Genomic DNA, 26,087 nt, shown 5'->3' with positions numbered 1-26,087 from the left:
ACCCTCCGGGCGGCGCCGGCGCGCCTGCCCGGACCCCCAGGGCCCTGCCCTCCTCTCCCCCCTCTCCCGGAACTGCAGCAACGGAGGCGCCGATGCCCGGCCCACGCACCCTTTACGACAAGATCTGGCAGGACCACCTGGTCGGCACCCAGGACGATGGCGGCACGCTGATCTACATCGACCGCCACCTGGTGCACGAGGTGACCAGCCCGCAGGCCTTCGAGGGGCTGCGCGCCGCCGGTCGCAAACTGCGCTCGCCCGAGCGCACCATTGCGGTGCCCGACCACAACCTGCCCACCACCGAGGGGCGCGAGACCCATATCGAGGACGACCAGAGCCGCGTGCAGGTCGACCTGCTCGACCGCAACGCCCGCGAGTTCGGGCTGCACTATTACCCGGTCGCCGACGTGCGGCAGGGCATCGTGCACGTCGTCGGCCCCGAGCAGGGCTGGACCCTGCCCGGTACCACCATCGTCTGCGGCGACAGCCACACCGCCACCCACGGCGCCTTCGGGGCGCTGGCGCAGGGCATCGGCACCTCGGAGATCGAGCATGTGATGGCGACGCAGACGCTGCTACAGTCGAAGTCGAGGAACATGCGCGTCGAGGTCAGCGGGCCGCTGCCGCGCGGGGTGACGGCCAAGGACATCGCGCTGACGATCATCGGACGGATCGGCACGGCCGGGGGCACCGGGCATGTGATCGAATATTGCGGCGACACCATCCGGGCCCTTTCGATGGAGGGGCGGATGACGCTGTGCAACATGTCGATCGAGGCCGGCGCGCGGGCCGGGATGATCGCCCCGGACGAGACCACCTTCGCCTATCTCAAGGGGCGGCCCCATGCGCCGAAGGGCGCGCAATGGGAGATGGCCCTGGCCTATTGGCGCGGCCTGCAGTCCGATCCCGGCGCGCGGTGGGACCGCGAGATCAGCATTGACGCCGCCGAGATTGTGCCGACCGTGACCTGGGGCACCTCGCCCGAGGATACCGCGCCGATCACCGGTGCGGTGCCGGACCCGGAGCGGTTCGAGGGCCCCAAGCGCGAGGCGGCGCGGCGGGCGCTCGACTACATGGGGCTGACGCCGGGGACACCGATGGAGGAGGTGGCGATCGACGTGGCCTTCATCGGCTCCTGCACCAACAGCCGGATCGAGGACCTGCGCGCCGCCGCCGAGGTGGTCAGGGGCCGCAGGCTGGCGCCGGGGGTGCGCGGCATGGTGGTGCCCGGCTCGGGGCTGGTGCGGGCGCAGGCCGAACAGGAGGGGCTGGCGCGGATCTTCACCGAGGCGGGCTTCGAGTGGCGGCTGGCGGGCTGTTCGATGTGCCTGGGCATGAACCCCGACCGGCTGGAGCCGGGCGAGCGCTGCGCCGCCACCTCGAACCGCAATTTCGAGGGCCGGCAGGGGCGCGGCGGGCGCACCCACCTGATGAGCCCCGCCATGGTCGCCGCCGCCGCGATCACCGGCCGGCTGACCGATGTGCGCAAGCTGGAGACGGTGGCGTCCTGAGCGCCAAGCGGGGCGCGGCGGCCGGCCATTGCGCGAGGCCCGCCGCCACACCCAATCATTCGATTGAAGCGAACATAATCTCAAGATCATTCCGTTGGATCACCGGGGGCGATGAGGCGTAACGCAGGGGCCGAAAGGACCCATCATGCAAATTTCCCTCTCCCCGCGCCGCGTCACCTCGGCGCTTCCCCTGCTGCTGCCCGGCCTGGCTCTGGCCGCTGCCATCGCCCTTGTCGCCCGCTCCGCCGCTTCGGCCTCGGAGGTCGGCTGGCTCAGCCCGATGATCCTGGCGGTGTTGCTGGGGATGGGGCTGAACCGGGCGCTGGGGGCCCCGGCCTGGGCGCAGCCCGGCCTTGCGCTGGCCATGCGCCCGCTGCTGCGGCTGGGGGTCATGCTGCTGGGGTTGCAGCTCAGCCTCGCGCAGCTTGGCGCGCTGGGGCTGAGCGGGCTGCTGGTGGTGGCGCTCTGCCTTGCCGCCACCTTCGTCTTCACCCTGGCCTTCGGGCGGCTGCTGGGCGTCGACCCGGCGCTGACCGAGCTGATCGCCGCCGGCACCTCGATCTGCGGCGCCTCGGCGGTGGTGGCGGCCAACACGGTGACGCGGGCGCGCGAGGAGGACGTGGCCTATGCCATCTCCATCGTCACGCTCTTCGGCACGGTGGCCATGCTGGTCTTCCCGATGCTGCAACGGGTGATCGAGCTTTCGCCGGCGGGCTATGGCCTGTGGATCGGCGCCTCGGTGCACGAGGTGGCGCAGGTGGTGGCGGCGGGGTTCCAGGGCGGCAGCGATGCCGGCGAATTCGCCACCATCTCCAAGCTCGCGCGGGTGATGCTGCTGGCCCCGGTGGTGCTGGTGCTGGGCCGGCTGGCGCTGCGGCGGCGCGGCGCGGGAAGCGACACGCCGGTGCCGGCGGTGCCGTGGTTCGTCGCCGGTTTCATCGCCCTGATGCTCGTCAACAGCCTGGTCGCGATCCCGGAACAGGCCGCCCAGGCAACCCGTGCCGCCACCAGCTTCCTGCTGACCGCCGCCCTCGCCGCCGTCGGAATGCAGACCGATCTGGCCAAGCTGGTCTCCAGGGGCGGACGACCGCTGCTGCTGGGCTTTGCCGCCTTCCTCTTCATCGGCACGCTGGCACTTGGCCTCGCCGCGATTGCGGTCTGAGGGTGCGGAGGCTAGGGATGCAGGCGGCCCGAACCGCCATGGCGCGGGCCGCCAATGGAGACGGCCCGTGACCCTTGACCAGCTTCGCATCTTCGTCGCGGTCGCCGAGCGCGAGCACCTGACCCAGGCCGCCCACGCGCTGAACCTGACCCAGTCGGCGGTCAGCGCGGCGATCTCGACACTGGAGGACCGCCACCAGGTCCGCCTGTTCGACCGGGTCGGGCGCGGGCTGAAGCTGACGCCCGAGGGCCGTATCTTCCTTGCCGAGGCGCGCGCCGTGCTCGACCGCGCCGCCGGCGCGGTGGCGGTGCTCGACGATATCGCCGGGCTGCGGCGCGGCACGATCACCGTGGCGGCAAGCCAGACCGTTGCCAACCACTGGCTGCCCGCGCGGCTTGGCCGCTTCAACGAACGCTTCCCCGAGATCGCCATCACCCTGGTGATCGGCAACTCGGCATTCGCCGCCGCGCAGGTCGAATCCGGCACCGCCGACCTCGGCATCATCGAGGGGCAGATCGCGCTGCCCCGCCTCGACGTCGCGGCGGTGGCCGAGGACGAGATGCACCTCGTGGTTTCGCCCCGCCACCCCTGGGCCGTGGCGGGAAAGATCACCCCGCGCCAGTTCCCGGCAACGAAATGGGTGCTGCGCGAGAAGGGTTCGGGCACGCGCGCGGTCTTCGAAGCGGTCCTGCAGCAGGCCGGGCTGGGGCTGGACGACGTCCAGATCGCGCTGGAGCTGCCCTCGAACGAGGCGGTGCAGGCGGCGACCGAGGCGGGCATCAACGCCACCATCATGTCGGGCGCGGTGGTCGCCCGCGCGATCGAGGCCGGCGCACTGGTGCGGGTCGCCTGCCCCCTGCCGAAACGGCACTATTACCTGCTGCGCCACACCGAGCGCCACGTCACCCGCGCCGCCGGGATGCTGGCCGCACTGCTGTCGGAGCCCGGCCCGGCGGAATAGGTTCAGCGCGGCACCGCCGTCAGGCAGCGCACCAGCTCCAGCGAGTTGCGCACGCCGAAGCGGGCCATCAAGCGGTTCTTGTGGACATGCACCGTGCGCGGCGAGATCTCGAGCCGGCGGGCGATCTCCTTGGCGGTCAGCCCCTCGACCAGAAGCATCCCCACCTGCCGCTCGCGCCGCGACAGCACCGCCACCGGGCGCTCGGCCGAGAGGTCGGAGAAGCTCCAGACCGCGCGGGCCAGCGGGCGCGCCGGGTCAAGCGCCTGCCCCCGCACCCGGCACCAGAACAGCGCCCCGTCGCGGCGGCGCATGATGCGTTCGTCGGCATAGGCCCCGTGTTCCAGCAACTCGCGCGTCCAGTGCTCGCCGGTATTGGCGAATTCGTCGGACGAGGGATAGAGCATCGCCAGCGACGCCCCCTCCAGCTCGTTCGCCGCGTAGCCGAAGGTCACGGCGAAACGGGCGTTGCAACGGCGGATGATGCGGTCCTCGGTATAGATGAGGCCGACCGGGGCATTCTCGAAAATGGCGCTGTCGATATCGGAAGGCATTCACCGGCACCCGGAATTAGGTAACTTTGCGGACTATCCGCCGGCCGCTTCCCGAGTAGGATCCGGGCCGAACAGGAGGACCATCATGCAACCATGTATCATCGGCTGGGGCCATACGAAATTCGGCGCGCTGCGCGATCAGAGTTTCGAGGATCTGGTCATTGCCGCCGCCCGCGAGGCGCTGGACCACGCCGGGGTCGCGGCCGAGGATGTCGACGGGATCTGGCTGGGGCACTTCAACTCGGGCATGGTGCCCGACGCCTTTGCCTCCTCGCTGGTGCTGGGCATGGACGAGGGCCTGCGCTTTACCCCCGCCACGCGCTGCGAGAATGCCTGCGCCTCGGGCTCGGCGGCGATCTGGTCGGCGCTGAACGCGATCCGCGCGGGCGAGGCCAAGGTGGCGCTGGTGATCGGCGCCGAGAAGATGACCGAACTCGACACCGCCGGGGTGACCAAGGCGCTCTCGGGGGCCTCCTACCAGAAGGAGGAAAGCGGCGTCTCCTTCCCGCAGATCTTCGGGCGCATCGCCGGGCAGTATTTCCAGCGTTTCGGCGACCGGGCCGAGACGCTGGCGAAGATCGCCGTGAAGAACCACTCCAATGCGCTGGCCAACCCGCTGGCCCACATGCAGAAGCAGGTGAGCTTCGATTTCGCCAACACGGTGTCCGAGAAGAACCCGCTGATCGCCGCGCCGCTGCGGATGACCGACTGTTCGCTGATCTCGGACGGGGCGGCGGCGCTGGTCATCGTCGCGCCGGAACTGGCCGGGGATTTCGCCCGCGCCGTGACCTTCCGCGCCACCGCGCAGGTCAATGACATCATGCCGATCTCGCAGCGCGACATGACCGAGCTGACCGGCGCGCGCATGGCCTTCGGGAAGGCCTTCGAGAAGGCGGGCGTCACCCTCGACGACATCCGTTTCGCCGAGGTGCATGACTGCTTCACCATCGCCGAGCTGATGGTCTACGAGGCGCTTGGCCTCAAGGACAAGGGCAAGGGCGCCGAGGCGGTTGACGAGGGACTGGTGTTCCGGGGCGGCAGGCTGCCGGTGAACCTCTCGGGCGGGCTCAAGGCCAAGGGGCACCCGGTGGGCGCGACCGGCGTGTCGATGCACGTCATGGCGGCGCGGCAGGTCACCGGCACCGCTGGCGAGATGCAGGCCGACCGCGCCGACCTGGGCCTCGTGTTCAACATGGGTGGCTCGGGCGTGGCGAATTACTGTTCGATCCTCGAGGCGGCGCGATGAACCCTGCGGAATGGCTCGCGCGGACGGCGCGGGCGAACCCGGACGCCCCGGCGCTGTTCCATGGCAGCCGGCTGGTCTGCGAATATGCCGGCTTCGCCCGGCAGGCCGCGCGGGTCGGCGCGGGGCTGGTCGCGCGCGGCATCGGGCCGGGCGACCGCGTGGCGATCTTCATGGCCAATTGCATCGACTACCTGCCGATCTTCTACGGCGTGCTCTATGCCGGCGCGACCGTGGTGCCGGTGAACGGCAAGCTGCACGCCCGCGAGGCGGCCTGGATCGTTGCCCATTCCGGCGCCAGGCTGGTCTTCACCCGCGATGCCGAGGCGATGGCGGCCCTGACCGACACGCCCTGCATCTCGCCCGGCAGCGCCGCCTTCGCCCGGATGCTGGACAGCGAACCGCTGCCCTGGCCGGCGCTGATGGCGGGCGGCGATGCGGCCTGGCTGTTCTATACCTCGGGCACAACCGGGCGGCCCAAGGGCGCGGTGCTGAGCTGCGACAACCTGCTCGCCGCCTCGCTGGCCTATATCGCCGACGTGGACGACGTCACCGCCGGTGACGCCGCGCTTTATGCCGCGCCGCTGTCGCATGGCGCGGGGCTCTACAACTTCATCCACGTGCAGCGCGGCGCGCGCCATATCGTGCCGGAAAGCGGCGGCTTCGACCCGGCCGAGATCCTGGCCCTGGCGCGCGAGATGCGGAACCTGTCGATGTTCGCCGCCCCCACCATGGTCAAGCGGCTGGTCGACACCGCCCGCGCCAGCGGCCAGGACGGCGACGGGATCAAGACCATCGTCTATGGCGGCGGGCCGATGTATGTCGCCGACATCAAGGAAGCGCTCGCCGTCCTCGGGCCGAAGTTCGTGCAGATCTATGGCCAGGGCGAGTCGCCCATGACCATCACCGCGCTTTCGCGCGGCGATATCGCCGACAGCGCCCACCCCGACTGGGAGGCGCGGCTCGCCTCGGTGGGGCGGGCGCACAGCGTCGCCGAGGTGCGGATCGTCAACCCCGAGGGCACCCCCCTGCCCCCCGGCGAGATCGGCGAGATCGCGGTGCGGGGCCCGCAGGTGATGACCGGCTATCTCGACAACCCGGCGGCCAATGCCGCCTCGCTGCGCGATGGCTGGCTGATGACCGGCGATCTCGGCCAGCTCGACAGCCAGGGCTATCTCACGCTGCGTGACCGGGCCAAGGACATGGTGATCTCGGGCGGGTCGAACATCTACCCCCGCGAGGTCGAGGAGGCGCTGCTGACGCATCCCGAGGTCAGCGAGGTCTCGGTCATCGGCGCGCCGGACCCGGATTGGGGCGAGATCGTCGTCGCCTTCGTGGTGCCCGGCGCGGACTGCGCCCCGACCGCCGCCAGCCTCGACGCGACCTGCGTCGCGCAGATCGCCCGGTTCAAGAAGCCCAAGCGATATGTCTTCGTCGGCGAGCTACCGAAGAACAACTATGGCAAGGTGCTGAAGACCGAGCTGCGCGAACGCCTGAAGGAGATCGACCGGGGCTGAACGGCCCCGGTTCTAGCGCCCGCCGAGCCGCAGCGTGTGATCGCGCAGCCAGGCGAGGAAGCCGCGCGGGTCGGTCTCGAGCTGCGCCATGCGGTCATCGGGCACCACCTCGCCGATCACCGGCGCGTTGGGCTTGTTGCACGAGCGCACGATCTCGTGCAGCAGCAGGCCCTGCCGCAGGATCGGCGAAACGCGGTTGGCGATGAGATACCAGCGCGAGTTGTGGCCGTGGAAGTGGATCGGCACCACCTTCGCGCCCGACTTGCGGATCATCTTGGCGGTGAAGAGGTTCCACTCGCGCTCGATCGCGGGACCGAACCAGCTGTCGGACGACATCACCACGCCCGAGGGGAACAGCGCCACGACGCCGCCCTGCGCCAGATGCGCCATCGCCTTGGCACGCATCTCGACCATCTTGCGCTGCGCTTCGGGGTCATGCGGGAAGGGCACCGGAATCATGAACGAGGTCGCCGCCTCGTCGAGGCCGGTCAGCACCGATCGGGTGAGGATGCGATAGTCCTGCCGCACGCGGCCGATCAGCTCGGCCAGGATCATCCCGTCGACCATGCCGTGCGGATGATTCGCCACCACCACCACGGGGCCTTCCTTGGGAATGTTGGCGATCTGCTCGGCCGGGGTCTGCAGGTCGATCCCCATGACGTCGAGCGCGCCCTTCCAGAACTTCTGGCCGCGATAGTCGGCGTTGGTCTTCTCGAACTTGTTGACCATGCGCAGGATGGTCAACTTGCCGGTCATCCACTCGATGGCCTTGATCGCCAGCGAGGTCCAACGGTCGTCGAAGGAATTCGCGTAGGTCAGCGTACGGCGGTCATAGATCTCGCCGTTGGTCGACTGCGTCTCGGCAGCGCCATGCCCCGGACCGTCCTGTGCGGTGTCCACCACTCTTGCCACCCCCAACGTTCTGCCGGCCCCTCCGGCGGTCAGAACCCTTCGCCGAACTTGTCCGCCACAAGGGACTCGATCGCGTCGGCGAGAGCTTCAGCATCCGGCCCGGAGGTCTCGACGTCAATAGTCGTTCCCTTCGAAGCCGCGAGCATGAGAAGGCCCATAATACTATCACCGGACGCGGACAACCCGTCGCGCGACACCTCTGCCCTTGCGTCAAAGGCCTCGACCACCTCGACCAGCTTGGCCGACGCGCGCGCGTGCAGCCCCTTTTCATTCACTATTTTCAGGGTGCGACGTGTCATTTGGTAACCGTGGGAGGATCGGACGTGATGATCTGGGTGTTGATGTATTTTTTACCCGCGTCCATCGCGTTGCGCACGGCCTCGGCCACCGGCAACTGGCGGCTTTTCGCCAGTTTGATCAACATGGGAAGGTTGGCGCCATAGAGGATGCGCCGGTTGTCGGGGCGGCAGGCCAGCAGCGAAAGGTTCGACGGCGACCCGCCGAAGAGGTCGGTCACCACCACCACTCCGTCACCGATATCGACGGCATCGGCGGCGGCGCAGATCTCCTTCTCCTTTGCGGCGCGGTCGTGGTCGACTTCGATCGACACGGCGCGAAGACCGGGCTGGTGCCCGACCACATGCTCCATGGCGGCCAGGTATTCCTTGGCCAGCCCGCCATGAGCGACAATGACAATACCGATCACGCCCTGCTCTCTTCCGTAGCTCGCCCTTCAAGCTCGCGATGCCTAATTGACACTTGCTGTCCGTCCTCCGCAAGGGTCTTGGCCAGGGTTTCGGCGAGAACGACCGAACGGTGTTGCCCGCCGGTGCAGCCGAACGCGATGGCCAGGTGCGCCTTGCCCTCGGCCACGAAGGCCGGCAGCAGGAAACGGGTCATGTCGACGACCCGGTCGAAGAAGCCCTCGAACCGCGGGTCGGCCCGCACATGCGCCGCGACCTGGGCATCGCGCCCGTCGAAGGCGCGCAGGCCCGGTACCCAGTAGGGGTTCGCCAGGAAGCGGCAGTCGAAGACCATGTCGATGGCGCGCGGCAAGCCGCGCTTGTAGCTGAACGACTGGATGGTGAGCGCGAGGCCGGTGCGGCTCTCGGGTGCGATCCAGCGGGCGACCTCGGCCTTGAGTTCGTGCACGTTCAGGTCGGAGGTGTCGATCAGCGTGTCGGCCCGGTCGCGGATCGCGCCCAGCAGGTCGAGCTCGCGCGCGACGCCGGTCTCGGGGCTCTCGGCGGGGGCCAGCGGGTGGCGGCGGCGGGTCTCGGAATAGCGGCGCAGCAGCACGTCGCGGCGGCAGTCGAGGTAGAGCAGCGTCAGCTCGGTATCGCCGCGCGCGGCCAGTTCGTCGATCAGCTGCAAGAGGCCGGCGGCCGAGAAATCGCGGGTGCGGGCGTCGATGCCCAGGGCCAGCGGGCGCTCGGCCCCGCCATCGAGCAGGCGCGGCACCAGGCGCATGGGCAGGTTGTCGATGGTCTCGAAGCCGATGTCCTCGAGCGCGTGGATCGCGGTCGAGCGGCCGGCCCCGGAAGGGCCGGTGACAAGAACCAGTTGTGTCTTTGCCGGCGTCATGGCGTGTCCCGTCGGCCTGCCCTGAGGAACTGCAGGAGGGCCGGTGCCAGATGTGGCATTTTTGCTGCCCGAAGCAAGGGAATATCGAGGCCGTGCAAGCAGATGTGATGCGGCGTTGGCAGCCGCTCGGTTTCCTCGGCGTCAAGATCTGCCGCCAGGATCACCGGCACCGGCCCGGCCGGCTCGGCGTTCAGCAGGCCGATGCCGCGCGCCTCGATCAGGCCCGAGAGCGGTGCCGGGCAGGAGGCGATCAGCGCCTCGCCTTCGCGGGCCAGGATGGTGCGGTCGTCGGCCACCAGCCGCGCGCCATGCGCCATCAGCGCCAGCGCGAGGCCCGACTTGCCGCTGCCCGAGGCGCCCAGGATCAGCAGGCCGCGCCCGTCGAGCGCGACACAGCTGGCGTGGAGCGTGAGGGGCGCTGCGCCGTCAGACCGGGAGGCCGACGACAAACCGCGCCCCCAGCGGTTCCGAGGTGATGTCGGCCTCGGTCGGGCGGATGTTCTCGGCCCAGATGACGCCGCCATGCGCCTCGACGATCTGCTTGGAGATCGCCAGGCCAAGGCCCGAGTTGTTGCCGAAATGCTCGGCCGGACGCTGCGAGTAGAAGCGCTTGAACACCTTGTTGAGCGCCTCGTCCGGGATGCCGGGGCCGGTATCCTCGACCACGACCAGCACGCGGTTCTGCCGCTGGCGGGCCCAGACGCGGATGGCGTCGCCCTCCTCGCAGAAGGAGATCGCGTTGGTGATGAGGTTGACGAAGACCTGCGCCAGCCGCGCCTCGAGCCCGTGGATAACGATCTGCCCGGCGGGCAGGTCGGTGATATAGTCGATGCCCTTGGCCTGCGCGTCCTCGCCCAGATACTGGTTGAGGTTCTTCAGCATGGTGAGCAGGTCGAAGGGTTCCTCCTCCTCCTTCACCAGTTCTGCGTCCAGGCGCGAGGCGTTGGAGATGTCGCTCACCAGCCGGTCGAGCCGGCGCACGTCGTGTTCGATCACGTCCATCAGCCGTTCGCGCTGGTCGTCGCGCTTGACCATGCGCAGGGTGCCGACAGCCGATTGCAGCGAGGCGAGCGGGTTCTTGATCTCATGCGCCACGTCGGCGGCGAACTGTTCATTGCCGTCGATGCGGTTGTAGAGCGCCGAGACCATGCCGCGCAGCGCCCGGCTCAGCCGCCCGATCTCGTCCGGGCGGGCCGAGAGGTCGGGGATGCGGATGCGGCCGGGGTTCATGCGGCGCGAGTCGCGGTCGCGGCCGAGTTCGGCGGCCTCGGCCAGGTCGGCCAGCGGGTTGGCGATGGTCGAGGCCAGCACCAGCGAGAGGCCGATCGAGACCAGGATGGCGACGACGAACATCTGCAGCACGCGTTCGCGTTCGCCGCGCACCAGCGCATCGATCTCGCCCGAGGGGCTGGCGACGGCGACCGCGCCCAGCGCGACCTCGCCCCGCTTGATCGGCGCGATGGCCGAGAGCACGGTGCCCCCGGCGGTGTCGAGCCCGGTCTCCACCATCGTCCCGCCGGTCAGCGCGGCGGGCACGGCGGCGGTCAGCTGCTCGGCCAGCGGTGCTGCGGCGCGCGGCTCCTTGGGGGCGAGCAGGCCGGCAGTGCCCTGCCAGATCCGGGTCAGCGTGTCGGTGATGAGCGTGTGGCCCTTCGGCTCGGGCGTCAGCGCGTCGAGCGCGGCGCTCTGGCCGATGCCCTTGGTGCGGCCCAGCAGCTCGCCCTTGCGGTCGAAGACCAGCACCTCGACGCCGTTGCGCAGGCTGAGGCCCGCCAGCGTCGCGGCGACGGCGTCGACCTGCTCGGTCCCGAAGGCGCCCTCTTCGAGCTTGGCCTCGAAGACGTTGGCGATCAGCTCGGTCTCGCCCACGAGCGCATTGGCCCGCTGACGCACCAGGCTGTCGCGGGTGTCGTTCAGATAGAGGATGCCCGCCGCCAGGATGATCAGGGCGATCAGGTTGAACATCACGATCTTGCGGGTGAGCGGCGACCCCTTCAGCGAGAAGAAGTTGCGCCGCGCGCGCTTGACCCGCAGCTCATCGGCGATGCCGGCGTCCGGGGCGACCCAGTCGTCGCCCAGAACGACGTCGCCGCCGCGATGATTTCGAGAGGTTGGCCGGTCGCGCACGAAGGTCCTTTCGGCGATGCTCATCAACGCCAACTATTCTTCGTTGTAGCGGTAGCCGATCCCGTAGAGAGTCTCGATCGCCGAGAAATCATCGTCGGCGGTCCGCATCTTCTTGCGAAGACGCTTGATGTGGCTGTCGATGGTGCGGTCGTCGACGTAGACCTGGTCGTCATAGGCGACGTCCATCAGCTGGTCGCGCGACTTAACAAAGCCCGGACGCTGTGCAAGTGCCTGAAGCAGAAGGAATTCCGTGACGGTCAGCGAGACGTCCTTGCCCTTCCAGGTGACCGCGTGGCGCAGCGGATCCATCCGCAGGTGGCCGCGTTCCATCACCTTGGCCTCGGGGCCGGTGCCGGTGGCATCGCCCTCGACCGCTTCCTGGCGGCGCAGCAGCGCGCGGATGCGTTCGACCAGCAGGCGCTGGCTGAACGGCTTCTTGACGTAGTCGTCGGCGCCCATGCGCAGGCCCAGAACCTCGTCGATCTCGTCGTCCTTCGAGGTCAGGAAGATGACCGGCATCTGGGTCTTCTGGCGCAGGCGCTGCAGCAGGTCCATGCCGTCCATGCGCGGCATCTTGATGTCGAGCACGGCCATGTCCGGCAGTTTCTTGTTGAACGCGTCCAGCGCCGCCTGTCCGTCATTGTAGGTTTCGACCTCGAAGCCTTCTGCTTCAAGAGTCATGGAGACGGACGTCAGGATGTTCCTGTCGTCGTCCACCAACGCGATCTTAGACATCTGAATGCCCCTATGCTGCTCGTTATTCGCTTCTTTTTCCTGAATACATCGCTGCTTTGGCCTTTCGAATCAATCCTTAAGTGCGAATCACCCAAGAGTTAGGGCGCAAATCTGGCAAAAAAGTGTTAGAAAGGACTGAATTGTCGCAGAACTGCCACGACCCCCTGACAGCCCGAAACGGATGATTGCGCTAAACATCGCCGTGGTGGCGCTAACTGTGCCAAAGCGTCCTGTTCACTGCTTCCAGCGACATGTTATGAGCGCCGTAACGGCACCCGAGCGCCCCAGCGCGCACCAGTTGCAGCGCCGTCCAAGGAGACTAACCCGCATGACAATCGGACACGTCAACCCGAGGTTCCGCCTCGAAGATCAAGGCATCACCGGACTGGGAGAGGTTCACTACAACCTCATGGAACCAGCGCTGGTCGAAGCGGCCCTGCGCCGCGGCGAAGGCCGCCTTGGCAAAGGCGGCGCCCTGCTGGTGACCACCGGTAAGTTCACCGGACGCTCGCCCAAGGACAAACATGTCGTGAAGACCGACAGTGTCGCCGACAAGATCTGGTGGGAGAACAACGCGGCCATGTCGCCCGAGGGCTTCGACGCCCTCTATGCCGACATGATCGAGCACATGAAGGGCCGCGACTACTTCGTGCAGGACCTCATGGCCGGCGCCGACCCGGCGCATTCGATCGACGTTCGCATGGTGACCGAACTGGCCTGGCACGGCCTGTTCATCCGCCACATGCTGCGCCGCCCCGATCGCAGCGACCTGGACGACTTCACCGCCGACTGGACCGTGATCAACTGCCCGAGCTTCCAGGCCAACCCGGAGCGGCACAACTGCCGTTCGGAAACCGTGATCGCGATGAACTTCGACAAGAAGGTCATCCTGATCGGCGGCACCGAATATGCCGGCGAGAACAAGAAATCGGTGTTCACCCTGCTGAACTACCTGCTGCCCGAGAAGGGCATCATGCCGATGCACTGCTCGGCCAACCACGCCGTCGGCAACCCGGTCGACACGGCGATCTTCTTCGGCCTCTCGGGCACCGGCAAGACCACGCTCTCGGCCGACCCGGCGCGCGTGCTGATCGGCGACGACGAGCATGGCTGGTCGGACCGCGGCACCTTCAACTTCGAAGGCGGCTGCTATGCCAAGACGATCTCGCTGAGCCCCGAGGCCGAGCCCGAGATCTTCGCCACCACCTCGAAGTTCGGCACCGTGATCGAGAACATGGTCTTCGATCCCGAGACCTTCGAGCTCGACTTCGAGGATGACAGCCTGACCGCGAACATGCGCGCGGCCTACCCGCTGGAGTATATCTCGAACGCCTCGGCCACCGCGCTTGGCGGCCATCCGAAGAACATCATCATGCTGACCTGCGACGCCTTCGGGGTTCTGCCCCCGATCGCCCGGCTGACCCCGGCGCAGGCGATGTATCACTTCCTGTCGGGCTTCACCTCGAAGGTGGCCGGCACCGAGCGCGGCGTGACCGAGCCCGAGCCGACCTTCTCGACCTGCTTCGGCGCCCCCTTCATGCCGCGCCGCCCCGAGGTCTACGGCAACCTGCTGCGCGACAAGATCGCCCAGCACGGCGCGACCTGCTGGCTGGTCAACACCGGCTGGACCGGCGGCGCCTATGGCACCGGCAACCGGATGCCGATCAAGGCGACCCGCGCGCTGCTGACCGCCGCGCTCGACGGCACCCTGGCCGAGGTCACCTTCCGCAAGGATCCGAACTTCGGCTTCGACGTCCCCGTCGACGTGCCGGGCGTGCCGCAGATGCTGCTCGACCCGCGCCGCACCTGGGACGACAAGGCGGCCTATGACAAGCAGGCGGCCAAGCTGGTGCAGATGTTCGCCGAGAACTTCGCCAAATACGTCCCCTACATCGACGAGGACGTGAAGGCCGCCGCCATCGGCTGAGGCTTTCGGCGCCGAGATTGGAAACCGCCTCCGGGAAACCGGGGGCGGTTTTGTTTTGGCCATTCAGGGCGGAGCAGGCCGGGCAGCGCCTGCCTGGGCGGGCGCCAGGGCACCGCGGCGACAGCGGCGGGCGGCGCGTCAGGCGCGCGACCGCGGCACTGGCGGGGAGGTTGAAAGCGCCTGCCGGGGGGCAGGCAGGCGCTGCCCGGCCTGCGGCCGGGTAAAGAGCGCCCTGCCTTGCCCCCAAGCGGCAAACCGCGGCCGCACGGGGCTGTGACCGGGGCGCGCTTGACAAGCGGGGGCAACGGGCGCCTGCTGCGGCCATGATCCGCCGCCTCGCCCCGCTCTGCCTTGCCCTGCTGCCGCTGCCGCTGAGCGCCGGCGGTGTCGAGCATCGCGCGGATACGCTGCTCAAGCTCGAATTCGGGGCCTTCTGCCAACTGGCCTCGGTCGACTCGGTCGAGGCACCGGACACGCTGGCGCAGCGGGTCGACCTGCTGCCCGTGACCCCGCCGATCCGCTGGCATGGCCCGGTGGTGCCAGCGAAGGCAGGCCTCTCCTTCGGGGTGCGCACCGAGACCGGGGGCTTGCAGATGTATCCGGTGACCATCGAGGTGACGCATCCGCCCTTCCTCGGCTCGGGGATGACGCATCAGAGCTATGTCACCACGCTGGGCGGCGATGACGCCTCGATCAACGCCTACAGCTTCGACCTGCCCGAGGAGATGGTGACCGGCACCTGGACGATCCGGGCCCTGTTCGGCGGCGAGCCGCTCTACGTGGTGAGCTTCGAGGTGGTGCGCCCCGAGGATGCGCCCTGGATCGGCCAGGACTGCGGCGCGGATTACCTGTCGTGACGCTGATCCTGCATTCGCATCCGCTGGCCTCCTTCTGCTGGAAGGTGCTGGTGGCGCTTTACGAAGCCGGCACGCCTTTCGAGGCGCGGCTGCTCGACCTCGGCGACGATGCCGCGCGGGCGGCGCATCTCGACCGCTGGCCGGTCGGCAAGATGCCGCTGCTGATCGACGAGGCGCGCGGCGAGGTGGTGCCCGAGACGACGATCATCCTGGAGTATCTCGACCGCCACTATCCAGGCCCCGAACCGCTGCTGCCGGCCGCTCCGGAGGCGGCGCTGGAGGTGCGGCTCTGGGACCGTTTCTTCGACCTCTACGTCCACCAGCCGATGCAGAAGATCGTGACCGACCGGCTGCGCCCGGAGAAGGACCGCGACCCCTTCGGCGTGGCCGAGGCGCGGGCGCAGCTGCAGGTGGCCTATGGCATGGTCGAGACCCGGATGGCGTCGCGCGCCTGGGCCTGCGGCGCGGCCTTCACCCTGGCCGATTGCGCCGCCATGCCGGCGCTGTTCTATGCCGGGATCGTTGAGCCCTGGGGCCGGCGCGACGCCGTCCCGGCCTATTTGGACCGGCTGCTGGAGCGGCCAGCGGTGGCGCGGGTGATCGCCGAGGCGCGACCGTTCTTCGGCTACTTCCCCTATGCCGAGGCCATGCCCGCCCGCCTGCGCGACGGCTGAGCGATTGCACCGCGCCGGCGCGTGGCGCCGGGTTGGGGGCGCTGCCCCCTCTTGGCCTGGCGGCCAATTCACCCCCGGAGATATTTTTGAAGAAGAGAAGCCAGGGGCGCGGCGCGGGGTGGCGGCGCGCCGCGGTCTCAGGGGATCACCACCCCGGCGCGGTTGAAGCGGACGCGGTCGGTGGTGAGGTCGTCATAGGTCAGCATCACCTCGATCAGCTGGACCGTGCGCAGCGGGAACTCGCGGTAGGGGTTGCCGTCGCCTTCGAGGATCGCCGCCGCCTGCGGCTGCTCGAGATGGCATTGCGGCAGCGGCCAGGGCTCGGGCGCGGCGCCGTTCAGGCCGATGCGGATTTCCAGCAGGCCGCAGCGCCAGGACCAGAGGTGGGTGACGTAGAGCAGGTCCTTGCCGCCGTATTCGCGCACCGCGATCCAGTTCGACCGGGTGGCGTTCAGGATCGGCCGCACCTCGAGCGCGGTCAGGAAGCGGCCCGAGGGCACCTGCGGTTCGGCGACGAGATTGGCCGCCGGCGCGGGGGCGGCGGCCTGGGTCCTGGGCGCGAGGAAGGCGAGCTGGGCCTGTGGCGCGGCGGCCTGGGGTACTGAGGGTTGCGGCGCTGAGGGTTGCGGCGCGAGGATCGCCGGGGCCACCGGCTGCGGCGCGGCGGTGGCGGGCTGTGCCGGGGCGGCGGCGGGTGCGGGCGGGAAGACCGGCAGGTTCAGGGCCGTGCCCTGCGGCGCGGGCGCGGGTGTCGGAATGACGGCGGGGGCCTCGGTCTGCGCGACGGCCGGCGCTTCGGCCACCACCGGCGACGGGACGACCCGCGACGCGGACGACCCGTTGTCGATCGCCGCCGCCTGCTGAACCGATGTTGCCAGCATCAGCAGAAAAATCTCGAGCATGAAAATCACCTCCACCAGATCCCGTTTGCCGGGAGAATTCAGGACCTGCGCAATTGCAGGGTTTTGGGCCGCCACCCCTGCCCCTATACTGCCCGCAAAACACACTTGTCGCAGCATAAATTTGCGACCGGGAGCAGTATGGCAAACAATCCGGGCGGCCGCCAAGCCTTCAATGTGATGATCGTCGGCCAGGCCGGGCGGCTGCAATACGAATGCCTGCTCTTCGCCGCCTCGCTACGCCATTCGGCACCGGATTTCGCCGGGCGGCTCTTCGTGGCGGTGCCGCAGGCGGGGCCGTGCTGGGACGGCGATCCGGCGATCCGCAACCCCGAGGTGCTGGCGGCGCTGGCGGGCCTGGGCGCCGAGATCCTACCCTTCGAGAACCGCGTCTTCGGGGCCTCCTACCCGCATGGCAACAAGATCGAGGCGCTACTGGCGCTGCCCGAGGGCGAGCCCTTCGTCTTCTTCGACAGCGACACGCTGATCTGCGGCGACCTGGGCGCGGTGCCCTTCGATTTCGCCCGGCCCTCGGCCTCGGAGCGGGTCGAGGGCACCTGGCCGGTGCCGACGCTCTACGGGCCCGATATCGGCGGCATCTGGCAGGCGCTCTACGACCGGTTCGGGCTGGATTTCGCCGCGAGCCTCGATCCCGGCCAGCCCGAGAACTACTGGCGACGCTATCTCTATTTCAACGCCGGCTGGTTCTATGGCCCCTGCCCCCGCGTCTTCGGGGCGCGCTTCCTCGACTATGCCCGCGACATCCGCGACGACCCGCCCGTCGCCCTGACCGGGCAGAGCTTCGACCCCTGGCTCGACCAGGTGGCGCTGCCGCTGGTGATCCATGCCCTGGGCGGCGGCCGCGATCTCCTGCCGGAGGGGCTGCTCGACGGGGCGGTCTCCTGCCATTACCGCCACTTTCCGCTGCTCTACGCGCGCGAGAGCGATGCGGTGGTCGCGCTGCTGGAGACCATCGCGGCGCCCAACAAGCTGAAGAAGATCCTGAAAAACCACGAAGCGATGAAGCGGACGGTCTACCAGGGCCGCGGGCAGAAGGTGCGGGCGATGTTCGACCGCGCCAACCTGCCGCGCAACGAGAAGGCGATCCGCAACCGGATCCGCGAGGCGGGGTTCTGGATCCGCTGAGGCGTGGCGTGATCTGGATCACCGACAGCGGCGGGACGTCATGTCAGGATTGAAGCATCCAAGCCCGACAAAAGGACCGGACGCATGACCTTCCTGCTCTTCGCCGCCCTGCTGACCTGCCTGCTCGCCGCGCCGCGGGCCGAGCGCGCCAGGGTCAGGTCATGAGAAAAGGCCGCCCCCCGAGGGAGGCGGCCTTGACGGTAACAGACCCGATCTGGAGGGGGATCAGGCGCGTTCCAGGAGCGTGTAGGTCGAGATCACCTCGCCCGTGACCTGGGCGCGCTGGATCTTGCCGTTCTCGTCGCGCTTGCTCTTGGCGCCGGCGGCGCGCTTGATGAGGCGGCCCATCTGCTGGTTGATCGGCGCCTTGGCGCGGGCCAGGGCGCGTTCGTCGGCGGTATCGGCGTCCACGGCGGCGTCGTAATTGGCCTGGAAGGTGGCGTCGGTCGCCGCGCGCTTCATCACCGAGAGGATGAAATGCTCGTCAAAGCCGCCAGCCTTGTCGATCTCGCGCGAGATATCGACGATGCGGTCGAGCACGGCGCGCTTGGCGGCCAGGCGCTTGGCCAGGGCATCGCCTGCCGGAGCGTTGTCGATCACATAGGTTTCGACCAGCTTCTGCATGAAGGGGGCGACGTCCATGCCGGCCTCCCTGGCGGCGGCGGTCACGAACTTGCGCACGTCGGTTTCCATCAGGAAGGTCACCGTGTTGGCTTCGGCCAGGCGCTTGCGCTTGGCGAGGCGCTTTTCGGCGAGCGTTGCCGGAGGCGCCTTGGCCTCGGCTGCGGCCTTGCCCTTGCCGGCCTTCGCCGGTTTCGCGGCCTTGCCCTTGCCAGCTGCGGCGCGCTTGCCTGCACGTGCCTTTTTGCCGGTCTTTTCAATCGTTTGAATTTCGTCGTTCATATCAGTCTCCTGACCTCAACATAGGTTATGTCTATGTTGGTCCGCAGCAAAAGTCAACATAGTCAAAAACTATGCTGTGGCCGATCGGCGACAGCCCGCCGCCCTGCTCCCTCCCGCTGATTTTGCTGCGACAATCGCGAATTGCGGTGAACCCCGGCGCGAAATGCTCTAACGCTGTCGCCTGAGTCATCCGAACTGAGGGAGAGGAAACCATGTCCGACGGACCCACCTATGGCTTCGACACGCTGCAGATCCATGCCGGCGCCCGGCCCGATCCGGCCACCGGGGCGCGGCAGACGCCGATCTACCAGACCACGGCCTATGTCTTCCGCGACGCCGATCACGCCGCCGCGCTCTTCAACCTGCAGGAAGTGGGTTACATCTATTCGCGCCTGACCAACCCGACCGTCAGCGTGCTGCAGGAACGCATCGCCACACTGGAGGGCGGCGTCGGCGCGGTCTGCTGTTCTTCGGGGCACGCGGCGCAGATCATGGCGCTGTTCCCGCTGATGGCGCCGGGGCGCAACGTGGTGGTCTCGACCCGTCTTTACGGCGGCACCGTCACCCAGATGAGCCAGACCATCAAGCGCTTCGGTTGGTCGGCCAAGTTCGTCGATACCGATGACCTCGGTGCCGTCGAGGCCGCCATCGACGCCGACACCCGCGCGATCTTCTGCGAGAGCATCGCCAACCCCGGCGGCTATATCAGCGACATCCGCGCGCTGGCCGATATCGCCGACAAGGCCGGCGTGCCGCTGATCGTCGACAACACCTCGGCCACGCCCTACCTCTGCCGCCCGATCGAGCTGGGCGCGACGCTGGTGGTGCATTCGACCACCAAGTATCTGACCGGCAACGGCACCGTCACCGGCGGCTGCGTGGTGGATTCGGGCAAGTTCGACTGGTCGGCCTCGGACAAGTTCCCCTCGCTCTCCGCGCCGGAACCGGCCTATCACGGCCTCAAGTTCCACGAGACCTTCGGCCCGCTGGCCTATATGTTCCACGGCATCGCCGTCGGCCTGCGCGACCTGGGGATGACGATGAACCCGCAGGCGGCGCATTACACGCTGATGGGGACCGAGACGCTGTCGCTCAGGATGCAGCGTCATGTCGAGAACGCCGAGAAGATCGCCAACTGGCTCGAGAACGATCCGCGCATCGAATACGTGACCTATGCGGGCCTCGAGTCCTCGCCCTATTACGAGCGCGGCCGCAAGGTCTGCCCGAAGGGCGCCGGCGCGCTGTTCACCTTCGCGGTCAAGGGCGGCTATGACGCCTGCGTCAAGCTGGTGAACGCGCTCGAGATCTTCAGCCACGTGGCGAACCTGGGCGACACCCGCTCGCTCATCATCCACTCGGCCTCGACCACCCACCGCCAGCTGACGCCCGCGCAGCAGGAAGCCGCCGGGGCGGGCCCCGGCGTCGTGCGCGTGTCGATCGGGATCGAGGACGTGAACGACCTCATCGCGGATCTGGACCAGGCGCTGAACAAGGCCACCGCCTGATCCCGCCTCGGTCTCACTCGATGGCGAAGGTCATCGAGACCGAGACCGAGACGTTGATCTCTCCCGCGGCGACCGGCATGCCGCCGCCGCGGGCCATGGCCATCTCCATCATCGGCTGAGGGCCGCCGCCGCCCATCTCGGTGATCTGCTGCACTGGCCCGAGCGTCACGCCGGCCGCCTCGGCCAGTTCCTTCGCCCGTGCCATGCCATCGGCCACCGCGCGCTTGCGGGCCTCGGCTTCCTGCGGGCCTGGGTCCTGCAGCGAGAAGCGGATACCGCTGAAGTCATTGGCCCCGTCGCCGATCGCCGTGTCCAGGATCGCGCCCAGCCGGTCGAGATCGCGCACCCGCACCGTAACCGTGTTCGAGGCGGCAAAGCCGCTGATCTCGGGCGTGCCGCCGCGGTTGCCCGGATCGCTCCAGATCGGCGTGACCGAGATGTTGCGGGTCTGCACGTCGCGCGCCTCGACCCCCATGGCCGTCAGCCGGTCGAGCACGGCCGCCACGGCGGCCGAGGTCTCGCCCATAGCCGCCATCGCCGCCTTGCCCTGGTTGGTGACCCCGAGCGAGATCACCGCCATGTCCGGAACCGCCTCGACCTGGCCTTCGCCGGTCACCACGATCTGCCGCGGCGGCACAGTTTCGCCCATCGCGGGCGCAGCCAGTGCACAGGCCAGTGCGGCTGCTGACAATACCTTGCCGTTCACGTCCATTCTCCCTTAATATTTCTCGAATTTTATCATACGTAGGGGCTGCGGACCGTTGCCCGCAAGGGCGGCTTCGGTGAATTTCTGTTCTTAGGCAAGGACCTGCCACGGGCCTTGCCGAATTGGCGCAGAGGGACTACCGGCGTCGCTGTGGGATGACCCGTGGCTCTGATTGGGAATCGCCGCTGATGAAACCGGCCTTTGCGCTCTCGCTGTCCTTCGATGGCATCGCCCTGCTGCACCGCGCGGCGGGCGGATGGCGTACGGTCGGCGAAGTTTCGCTCGACACCGCCGACCTGACCGGCGACCTCTCCGCGCTGCGCGAAAAAGCGCTGCGCATCGCCCCGGGCGAGCTGCGCTGCAAGGTCATCATCCCCAACGACCAGGTCCGCTACCTGAGCGTCGAGACCGGCAGCTTTACCGGCGAGGCGCGCGACGAGATGGTGCGCACGACGCTCGACGGGGCCACGCCCTATGCCATCGACGAACTGGCCTTCGACACCACGCCCGACGGCGCGATGACCCATATCGCCGCCGTCGCGCGCGAGACGCTGGACGAGGCCGAGGATTTCGCCAGCGAGCACGGCTTCAGCCCGGTGAGCTTCGTGGCGGTGCCCGGCGACAACCCCTTCCTGGGCGAGCCCTTCTTCGGCGCCGCGCGGGGGCTGGGCAAGAAGGAACGGGTCGAACCCGATGGCGTTGCCGTGGTCGTGGTCGGCCCCGCGGTGATTCCCGCCGAACATCCGGCGCCCGCGAAGGCCCCGTCAGGCCCGGTGCCGAGCTTTGCCAGCCGCCGGTCGCATAGCCTGGCCCCGGCTTATGACGTCACCCCCGACGGCGAGGCCCCCGCCCCCCGCATCACGCTGGGCGCAACCGCGGCCCTGGCCTCGGAACTGGCGGCCGAGCCCGAAGAGGCGGTGCTGCCTGACGAGGTGGAGGACCTGCCCGCCGAGGCCGAGGCGCCCGCCCCCGAGCCGGTCGACGCCGGCACCGCCGACCCCACCCTTCCAGCCGAGGAGGATGTGGCCGAGGAGGTTGCGGCGGAGGAAAGCGATCACGACGACCTCCCCGAAGAGGATTTCGCCGAGACCGACGACCAGCACGACCACGACCTGCCCGAGCCGGTCTTTGTCGACCTGCCCGAGGACAAGCCGAAACGCGGCACCGTCGCCGCACCGGCCCTCGCCGTGCCCGACGAGGCCGCGCCCGCCGAGGGCTTCGCCGCCTTCCTGACCCGGCGCACCCGCCCGGCCCGCAGCGAAACCGCAAGCGCGCCGCGCCCCGCGCTCGGCCCAGCCACGGCGAACGGCCCGGTGCCGCCTGCGGCCCGCCCGGTCGTCGCGCCGATACCGCAGCGCCAGGTGCCACAGGACGAGGCCGCGCGCATGACCGTCTTCGGCGCGCGCAACAACGAGACGATCTCGACCGACGGCCGCCGCATCGGCCTGATCGTCACCGGCGGCCTGCTGGCACTGCTCACCGTCATCGCGATCTGGGCCAGCCTGTTCCTCGACGACGGCGTCGCCGGGCTGTTCCGCTCGGGCACGCCCGAACGGACCGAGATCGCCCTGCGCCCGGCCACGGTTCCGGCCCCTGCCGTGCAGTCCGATGAACCGGTCCTGCCCGTCGCCCCGGTGGAAACCGGCGATGTCGAACCGGCGACCCAGCTCACCACCGGCGAGGCCGCCGCGACCGATGGCCTCTCGGCCACCGACGCCGCCGTGCTCGACGCCCTGCGCGGCGCGGCCGAGCCCGATCCGGCAGCCGAAGAGACCGTCGACGCCGCCCCCGAGCCGGACGTTCCGGTCGAACCCGAGGCATCGCCCGAGGCCCCCGCCGAGGTCGAGACGGCGATGCTGAGCAACCCCGACGTCGCGGTCGAGGACGAGGCCCTTGCTGATGGCGAGCCGATCGACGAACCCGTGGTCGAGGCCCAGCCCGAAGAGCCCCTGACCGACGCCGCGCGCTATGCCGCCACCGGTATCTGGCCCACTGCGCCCGAGGTGCCCGAGACCCCCTCGATCATCGGCATCGACGACCTCTACATCGCCTCGATCGACCGCAGCGACCTGGCGCAGGACGCCATTGCGCTGGTCTCGCCCGCCGAACTCGACACCGACCGCCCGCCCGGCACCCAGAACTCGCCGGCCGCGGCGACACATGAATTCCAGCTCGATTCCGCCGGCCTGGTGGAGGCGACCCGCGAAGGCACGCTGAACCCCGACGGGGTGATGGTCTATGCCGGCCGCCCCAGCAAGCGGCCGCCGAACCGCCCCGCCGTGGCCGACACCCCGCCGCCGGTCAACTCGGCCGAACTCGCGCGGCTGGCCAAGGTGCGGCCCAAGCTGCGCCCCGCCGATATCTCGGAAAAGGCCGAACGCTCGGAACTCGGCGGGCTGACCCGCGCCGAACTCGCCGCCGTGCGCCCGCGCCCGCGTCCCGCCTCGCTCTCGGTACCCGCGCCCGCCGCTGCCGAACCCGAGGCCGCGCCGGAAACCGCGGAGACCGAGCGGCCCAGCGCCGGCTCGGCCCTCGCCGTCTCCAGCTCGCCCCGCCCCGACGCCCGCCCTGCCGGCTTCGCCAGCCTGGTCGCCCGCGCCACGCCCACACCGACGCCCTCGCCGCAAGCCGACCAGGGCGACGATGGCGAGCCCGATACCGTCGCCTCCGCCGCCCCGCGCATCCCCACCAGCGCCTCGGTGGCGCGCCAGGCCACCATGCGCAACGCGATCAACCTGCGGCAGATGAACCTGATCGGCGTCTACGGCACGCCGTCGAACCGCCGCGCCCTGATCCGCCTGCCCAGCGGGCGCTACAAGAAGGTGCAGGTCGGCGACACCGTCGACGGCGGCCGCATCGTCGCCATCGGCGACGGCGAGTTGCGCTACCAGAAGGGCGGCCGCAACCTGACCCTCAAGGTGCCGAGCGGCTGAGTCCGACATCAGCGCTGCGCGCCCGACTCACTCGCCTCGCATTGAATGGAAACAATGCCCCTTCGTGAATCGCATTGTTTCCGCCCAGACCGGGCCCTCACAAGACACCTATTCAGAAAACCCCAGCATTTCCTGACAACTTCCGCGCGAATTTCTGCACGCGCGTCATTTCGATGGACCGCGCCCGGCGAAAGCGTCATCAACACCGCAGATTAACCGTCTTGAGTTTGGAGTTTACCTTGGGACCGAAGTTTGGAACCACCCTGGCCGCCGCCGTTTTCGGGCTGCTGTCGATCACGAATACCGCCCAGGCCGCGACGGCGGAATGCGTTGTCGGCGACTGGAAGTTCGTCTTTTCCGACGTCGCGAACGTCGCCACCGATGTTTCCTGCGGTTCCGGCCAGCCCGATTACAGCGGCTCGCCGACCACGGAAGAGCTGTTCGGCCAGACCTACACCCTGGCCGCGAAATACGAAAAGCAGGGTGACGGACCCACCGTCGCCTTCGAGAAGGGCGACCGCGCGATCGACTTCACGGACGGACTGGCGCTCAAGAACGGCGGCACCGACAGCTGGTCGCTCACCGACCCGCTCGGCATCGCCTCCTCCTGGCTGATCGGGCTGAAGCAGGGCAATGCCTATGCGCTGTTCAATGCCTCGGCCAGCTCGGGCACCTGGGCCATCTACAAGTGGAACCCGGGCAAGAAGAAATACAACCTCAGCAACGACTTTTCGCACTACGACCTGTGGTACCTGCCGAGCGAGGACGGCAATATCGAGTTCGAGCCCGAACCGGTTCCGGTTCCCGCCAGCCTGCCGCTGCTGGCCGCCGGCTTGGCCGCCTTCGGCCTGATGCGCCGCAAGCGCCGCGCCTGACAAGGCCCGGCACGCAAACGAAAGGCGCGGCCAGCAGCCGCGCCTTTTTGCTGTCGCGAGTGGGGCTCAGAACAGGAAGTTGTCGGCGTTTTGCAGGTCGGCGACCTGCATGTTCTTCACCAGGATATCGGTGCCCTCAAAGCTCACCAGCACGTCGCCGCCCTTCTGGACAAAATCCAGCCCGCGAAGCCGCGAGGCGCCCCGGCCGATCTCGATGTGATCGAGGCCCAGCTCGAAATCGCGGATGACATTGTCGCCCTGGTTCTTCTGGAACCAGAAGACGTCGCGCCCCGCCCCGCCGGTCAGCACGTCATTGCCGGCACCGCCGGCCAGAAGATCGTTCCCCTTGTCGCCGAACAGCACATCGTTGCCCTGGTTGCCAAGCAGCAGGTCGCGTCCGCCGCCCCCCTTCAGCCGGTCGTCGCCGTAGCCGCCTTCGAGCTGGTCGTTGCCGCCCCCGCCGAACAGCCAGTCGCGCGCGCGGTCGCCGAAGAGCTTGTCATCGCCGCCCTGACCGTAGAGCCAGTCGTCGCCTTCCAGCCCCCGCAGCGTGTCGTTCCCGCCCGCGCCAAAGATGATGTCGCGGATCACCCCGGCATAGGTATCGCCCGAAATGGTGTTCCCGGCCGAGTTGCCCCCGTGCAGGCCGATCTTCCAGTCGTTGAATTCGATGACCTCGACATTGCTCAGGGTATCCCGGCCCTGCGCGCTGACGACTTCGAACCTGTTGGAGAAGATCATGTTGAACTTCGCACTGGCCTGGTTGACCTCGAGCCGCATGGTGTCGACCCCGGTGCCGCCATCGACAAAATCGTTGCCGTTGCCCAGCCGGACCCAGTCGTCGCCGCCGTAGAGGTAATAGGTATCGCCGGTGTTCCAGTAGGAAGTCACCTTGTCCGCGCCGGCCAGCATGATCCGCTCCAGTTGGCTCGGATCCATGTAGGCCATCGTCTCGGCATCAATCGACAGCCCGCTGATCGACGCCAGCGTGGTGCTGCCATAGCTCACGGTCATCCCATAGACGGTTCCGCTGGTCAGACCATAGGCGTCGTAATAATAGCGGCCCGGAATGCTGACATAGAAACCGTCCACATAGCCTGCCAGCAAGGTCGCGCTGGTGGTCGTGATTCTCGCGTTATCGACGTTCAGCGCATAGAGATCCGAATAGGTAAAGGCATTCATGCCTGAATAGAGTGAAATGACGGCCATTGCCTTCTCCTAATAATAGACTTCGGAGAACCATCCGGGTTCGCTTTCCGTCGCATTCCCGGGGTTTCCCGAGGGCAATTAGACGCGAAATGCAGGAGTTAACAAGCAATACCGTAAATATCTGCGAGATTTGCGGGAAACGAAAAACGC

The 26,087-nt window shown here is 68.4% G+C and carries 24 protein-coding genes; 12 read left to right on the top strand and 12 right to left on the bottom strand.

All coding sequences use genetic code 11. The features are described from left to right. The first annotated feature begins 92 nt into the window (after positions 1-92). From leuC to IE266_RS22245, 3 genes are all read left to right on the top strand, one after another. On the top strand, positions 93-1,511 hold the full coding sequence (leuC, locus tag IE266_RS22255) for a 3-isopropylmalate dehydratase large subunit (protein ID WP_189682339.1): 1,419 nt from the start codon (positions 93-95) through the stop codon (positions 1,509-1,511). A gap of 145 nt (positions 1,512-1,656) precedes the next feature. Next, positions 1,657-2,673 carry a YeiH family protein gene (locus tag IE266_RS22250; RefSeq protein ID WP_189682338.1) on the top strand — a complete coding sequence of 339 codons (1,017 nt, stop codon included), beginning with the start codon at positions 1,657-1,659 and terminating at the stop codon, positions 2,671-2,673. Between the two features lie 67 nt (positions 2,674-2,740). After that, positions 2,741-3,634, top strand: coding sequence for a LysR family transcriptional regulator (locus tag IE266_RS22245; protein ID WP_189682337.1), 894 nt, complete (start codon positions 2,741-2,743; stop codon positions 3,632-3,634). Between the two features lie 2 nt (positions 3,635-3,636). Here the strand turns inward: IE266_RS22245 and IE266_RS22240 are convergent, their stop codons facing one another. Continuing rightward, positions 3,637-4,185 (bottom strand): helix-turn-helix transcriptional regulator, encoded by a 549-nt coding sequence (locus IE266_RS22240; RefSeq protein ID WP_189682336.1) that lies wholly within the window; start codon positions 4,183-4,185, stop codon positions 3,637-3,639. Between the two features lie 85 nt (positions 4,186-4,270). On the opposite strand from IE266_RS22240, the gene IE266_RS22235 reads away from it, so the two are divergent. Continuing rightward, the gene (locus IE266_RS22235; protein WP_189682335.1) at positions 4,271-5,431 is read left to right on the top strand and encodes an acetyl-CoA acetyltransferase; all 1,161 of its coding nucleotides are present in this window, start codon (positions 4,271-4,273) and stop codon (positions 5,429-5,431) included. After that, positions 5,428-6,945, top strand: coding sequence for a class I adenylate-forming enzyme family protein (locus IE266_RS22230; protein WP_189682334.1), 1,518 nt, complete (start codon positions 5,428-5,430; stop codon positions 6,943-6,945). The genes IE266_RS22235 and IE266_RS22230 overlap by 4 nt, the downstream gene beginning before the upstream one ends. Positions 6,946-6,957: 12 nt before the next feature. On the opposite strand, the gene IE266_RS22225 is transcribed toward IE266_RS22230, so the two are convergent. The 7 genes from IE266_RS22225 to IE266_RS22195 are packed head-to-tail and all read right to left on the bottom strand — an operon-like array spanning position 6,958 to position 12,303. After that, positions 6,958-7,848: a lysophospholipid acyltransferase family protein gene (locus tag IE266_RS22225; RefSeq protein WP_189682333.1), complete on the bottom strand. Its 891-nt coding sequence runs from the start codon at positions 7,846-7,848 to the stop codon at positions 6,958-6,960. 38 nt (positions 7,849-7,886) lie between these two features. Beyond that, complete coding sequence (locus IE266_RS22220) at positions 7,887-8,156, bottom strand: HPr family phosphocarrier protein (protein WP_189682332.1); 270 nt, start codon at positions 8,154-8,156, stop codon at positions 7,887-7,889. Further along, positions 8,153-8,563: a PTS sugar transporter subunit IIA gene (locus IE266_RS22215; protein ID WP_189682331.1), complete on the bottom strand. Its 411-nt coding sequence runs from the start codon at positions 8,561-8,563 to the stop codon at positions 8,153-8,155. Before IE266_RS22215 ends, IE266_RS22220 begins: the two co-directional genes overlap by 4 nt. Further along, positions 8,560-9,441, bottom strand: coding sequence for an RNase adapter RapZ (rapZ, locus tag IE266_RS22210; RefSeq protein WP_189682330.1), 882 nt, complete (start codon positions 9,439-9,441; stop codon positions 8,560-8,562). The genes IE266_RS22215 and rapZ overlap by 4 nt, the downstream gene beginning before the upstream one ends. Then, entirely contained in the window at positions 9,438-9,890 is a 453-nt protein-coding gene (locus IE266_RS22205) for an HPr kinase/phosphorylase (RefSeq protein ID WP_229864392.1), read from the bottom strand. The genes rapZ and IE266_RS22205 overlap by 4 nt, the downstream gene beginning before the upstream one ends. Then, a complete protein-coding gene (locus IE266_RS22200) occupies positions 9,868-11,592 on the bottom strand; it encodes a sensor histidine kinase (RefSeq protein WP_189682328.1) in 1,725 nt (574 codons plus the stop codon). Before IE266_RS22200 ends, IE266_RS22205 begins: the two co-directional genes overlap by 23 nt. Positions 11,593-11,601: 9 nt before the next feature. Then, positions 11,602-12,303: a response regulator transcription factor gene (locus IE266_RS22195; RefSeq protein ID WP_189682327.1), complete on the bottom strand. Its 702-nt coding sequence runs from the start codon at positions 12,301-12,303 to the stop codon at positions 11,602-11,604. Between the two features lie 328 nt (positions 12,304-12,631). Between IE266_RS22195 and IE266_RS22190 the strand changes: the two genes are divergently transcribed. The 3 genes from IE266_RS22190 (at position 12,632) to IE266_RS22180 (ending at position 15,761) form a co-directional block, all read left to right on the top strand. Then, positions 12,632-14,230 carry a phosphoenolpyruvate carboxykinase gene (locus IE266_RS22190; RefSeq protein ID WP_189682326.1) on the top strand — a complete coding sequence of 533 codons (1,599 nt, stop codon included), beginning with the start codon at positions 12,632-12,634 and terminating at the stop codon, positions 14,228-14,230. 323 nt (positions 14,231-14,553) lie between these two features. Then, the gene (locus IE266_RS22185; RefSeq protein ID WP_189682325.1) at positions 14,554-15,087 is read left to right on the top strand and encodes a DUF3859 domain-containing protein; all 534 of its coding nucleotides are present in this window, start codon (positions 14,554-14,556) and stop codon (positions 15,085-15,087) included. After that, the gene (locus IE266_RS22180; protein WP_189682324.1) at positions 15,084-15,761 is read left to right on the top strand and encodes a glutathione S-transferase family protein; all 678 of its coding nucleotides are present in this window, start codon (positions 15,084-15,086) and stop codon (positions 15,759-15,761) included. The genes IE266_RS22185 and IE266_RS22180 overlap by 4 nt, the downstream gene beginning before the upstream one ends. 137 nt (positions 15,762-15,898) lie before the next feature. Here the strand turns inward: IE266_RS22180 and IE266_RS27205 are convergent, their stop codons facing one another. After that, positions 15,899-16,663, bottom strand: coding sequence for a hypothetical protein (locus IE266_RS27205; protein ID WP_268249768.1), 765 nt, complete (start codon positions 16,661-16,663; stop codon positions 15,899-15,901). Between the two features lie 138 nt (positions 16,664-16,801). Between IE266_RS27205 and IE266_RS22170 the strand changes: the two genes are divergently transcribed. Next, positions 16,802-17,806, top strand: a complete 1,005-nt coding sequence (locus tag IE266_RS22170; protein ID WP_189682323.1) for a GT-B fold glycosyltransferase domain-containing protein — start codon at positions 16,802-16,804, stop codon at positions 17,804-17,806. A gap of 225 nt (positions 17,807-18,031) precedes the next feature. Here IE266_RS22170 and IE266_RS22165 read toward each other — a convergent pair whose 3' ends face one another. Further along, positions 18,032-18,709 (bottom strand): hypothetical protein, encoded by a 678-nt coding sequence (locus IE266_RS22165; RefSeq protein WP_189682322.1) that lies wholly within the window; start codon positions 18,707-18,709, stop codon positions 18,032-18,034. 212 nt (positions 18,710-18,921) lie between these two features. Here IE266_RS22165 and IE266_RS22160 point away from each other — a divergent pair, with 212 nt between their 5' ends. Further along, positions 18,922-20,214, top strand: a complete 1,293-nt coding sequence (locus tag IE266_RS22160) for an O-acetylhomoserine aminocarboxypropyltransferase/cysteine synthase family protein (RefSeq protein WP_189682321.1) — start codon at positions 18,922-18,924, stop codon at positions 20,212-20,214. Positions 20,215-20,227: 13 nt separating this feature from the next. On the opposite strand, the gene IE266_RS22155 is transcribed toward IE266_RS22160, so the two are convergent. Further along, positions 20,228-20,920: an SIMPL domain-containing protein gene (locus IE266_RS22155; protein ID WP_229864390.1), complete on the bottom strand. Its 693-nt coding sequence runs from the start codon at positions 20,918-20,920 to the stop codon at positions 20,228-20,230. Positions 20,921-21,108: 188 nt separating this feature from the next. Between IE266_RS22155 and IE266_RS22150 the strand changes: the two genes are divergently transcribed. Then, positions 21,109-23,853, top strand: coding sequence for a hypothetical protein (locus tag IE266_RS22150; protein ID WP_189682319.1), 2,745 nt, complete (start codon positions 21,109-21,111; stop codon positions 23,851-23,853). A 239-nt stretch (positions 23,854-24,092) separates the two neighbouring features. Continuing rightward, positions 24,093-24,728 (top strand): VPLPA-CTERM sorting domain-containing protein, encoded by a 636-nt coding sequence (locus tag IE266_RS22145; RefSeq protein ID WP_189682318.1) that lies wholly within the window; start codon positions 24,093-24,095, stop codon positions 24,726-24,728. A 66-nt stretch (positions 24,729-24,794) separates the two neighbouring features. Here the strand turns inward: IE266_RS22145 and IE266_RS22140 are convergent, their stop codons facing one another. Then, on the bottom strand, positions 24,795-25,937 hold the full coding sequence (locus IE266_RS22140; RefSeq protein WP_189682317.1) for a calcium-binding protein: 1,143 nt from the start codon (positions 25,935-25,937) through the stop codon (positions 24,795-24,797). Positions 25,938-26,087 lie beyond the last annotated feature (150 nt).

Source organism: Seohaeicola zhoushanensis (genome assembly GCF_014656415.1).
Taxonomy (GTDB): Bacteria; Pseudomonadota; Alphaproteobacteria; order Rhodobacterales; family Rhodobacteraceae; genus Seohaeicola_A; species Seohaeicola_A zhoushanensis.
The sequence above is the reverse complement of the archived record's forward strand: the minus strand, read 5'-3'. Positions and strand labels throughout refer to the sequence as shown.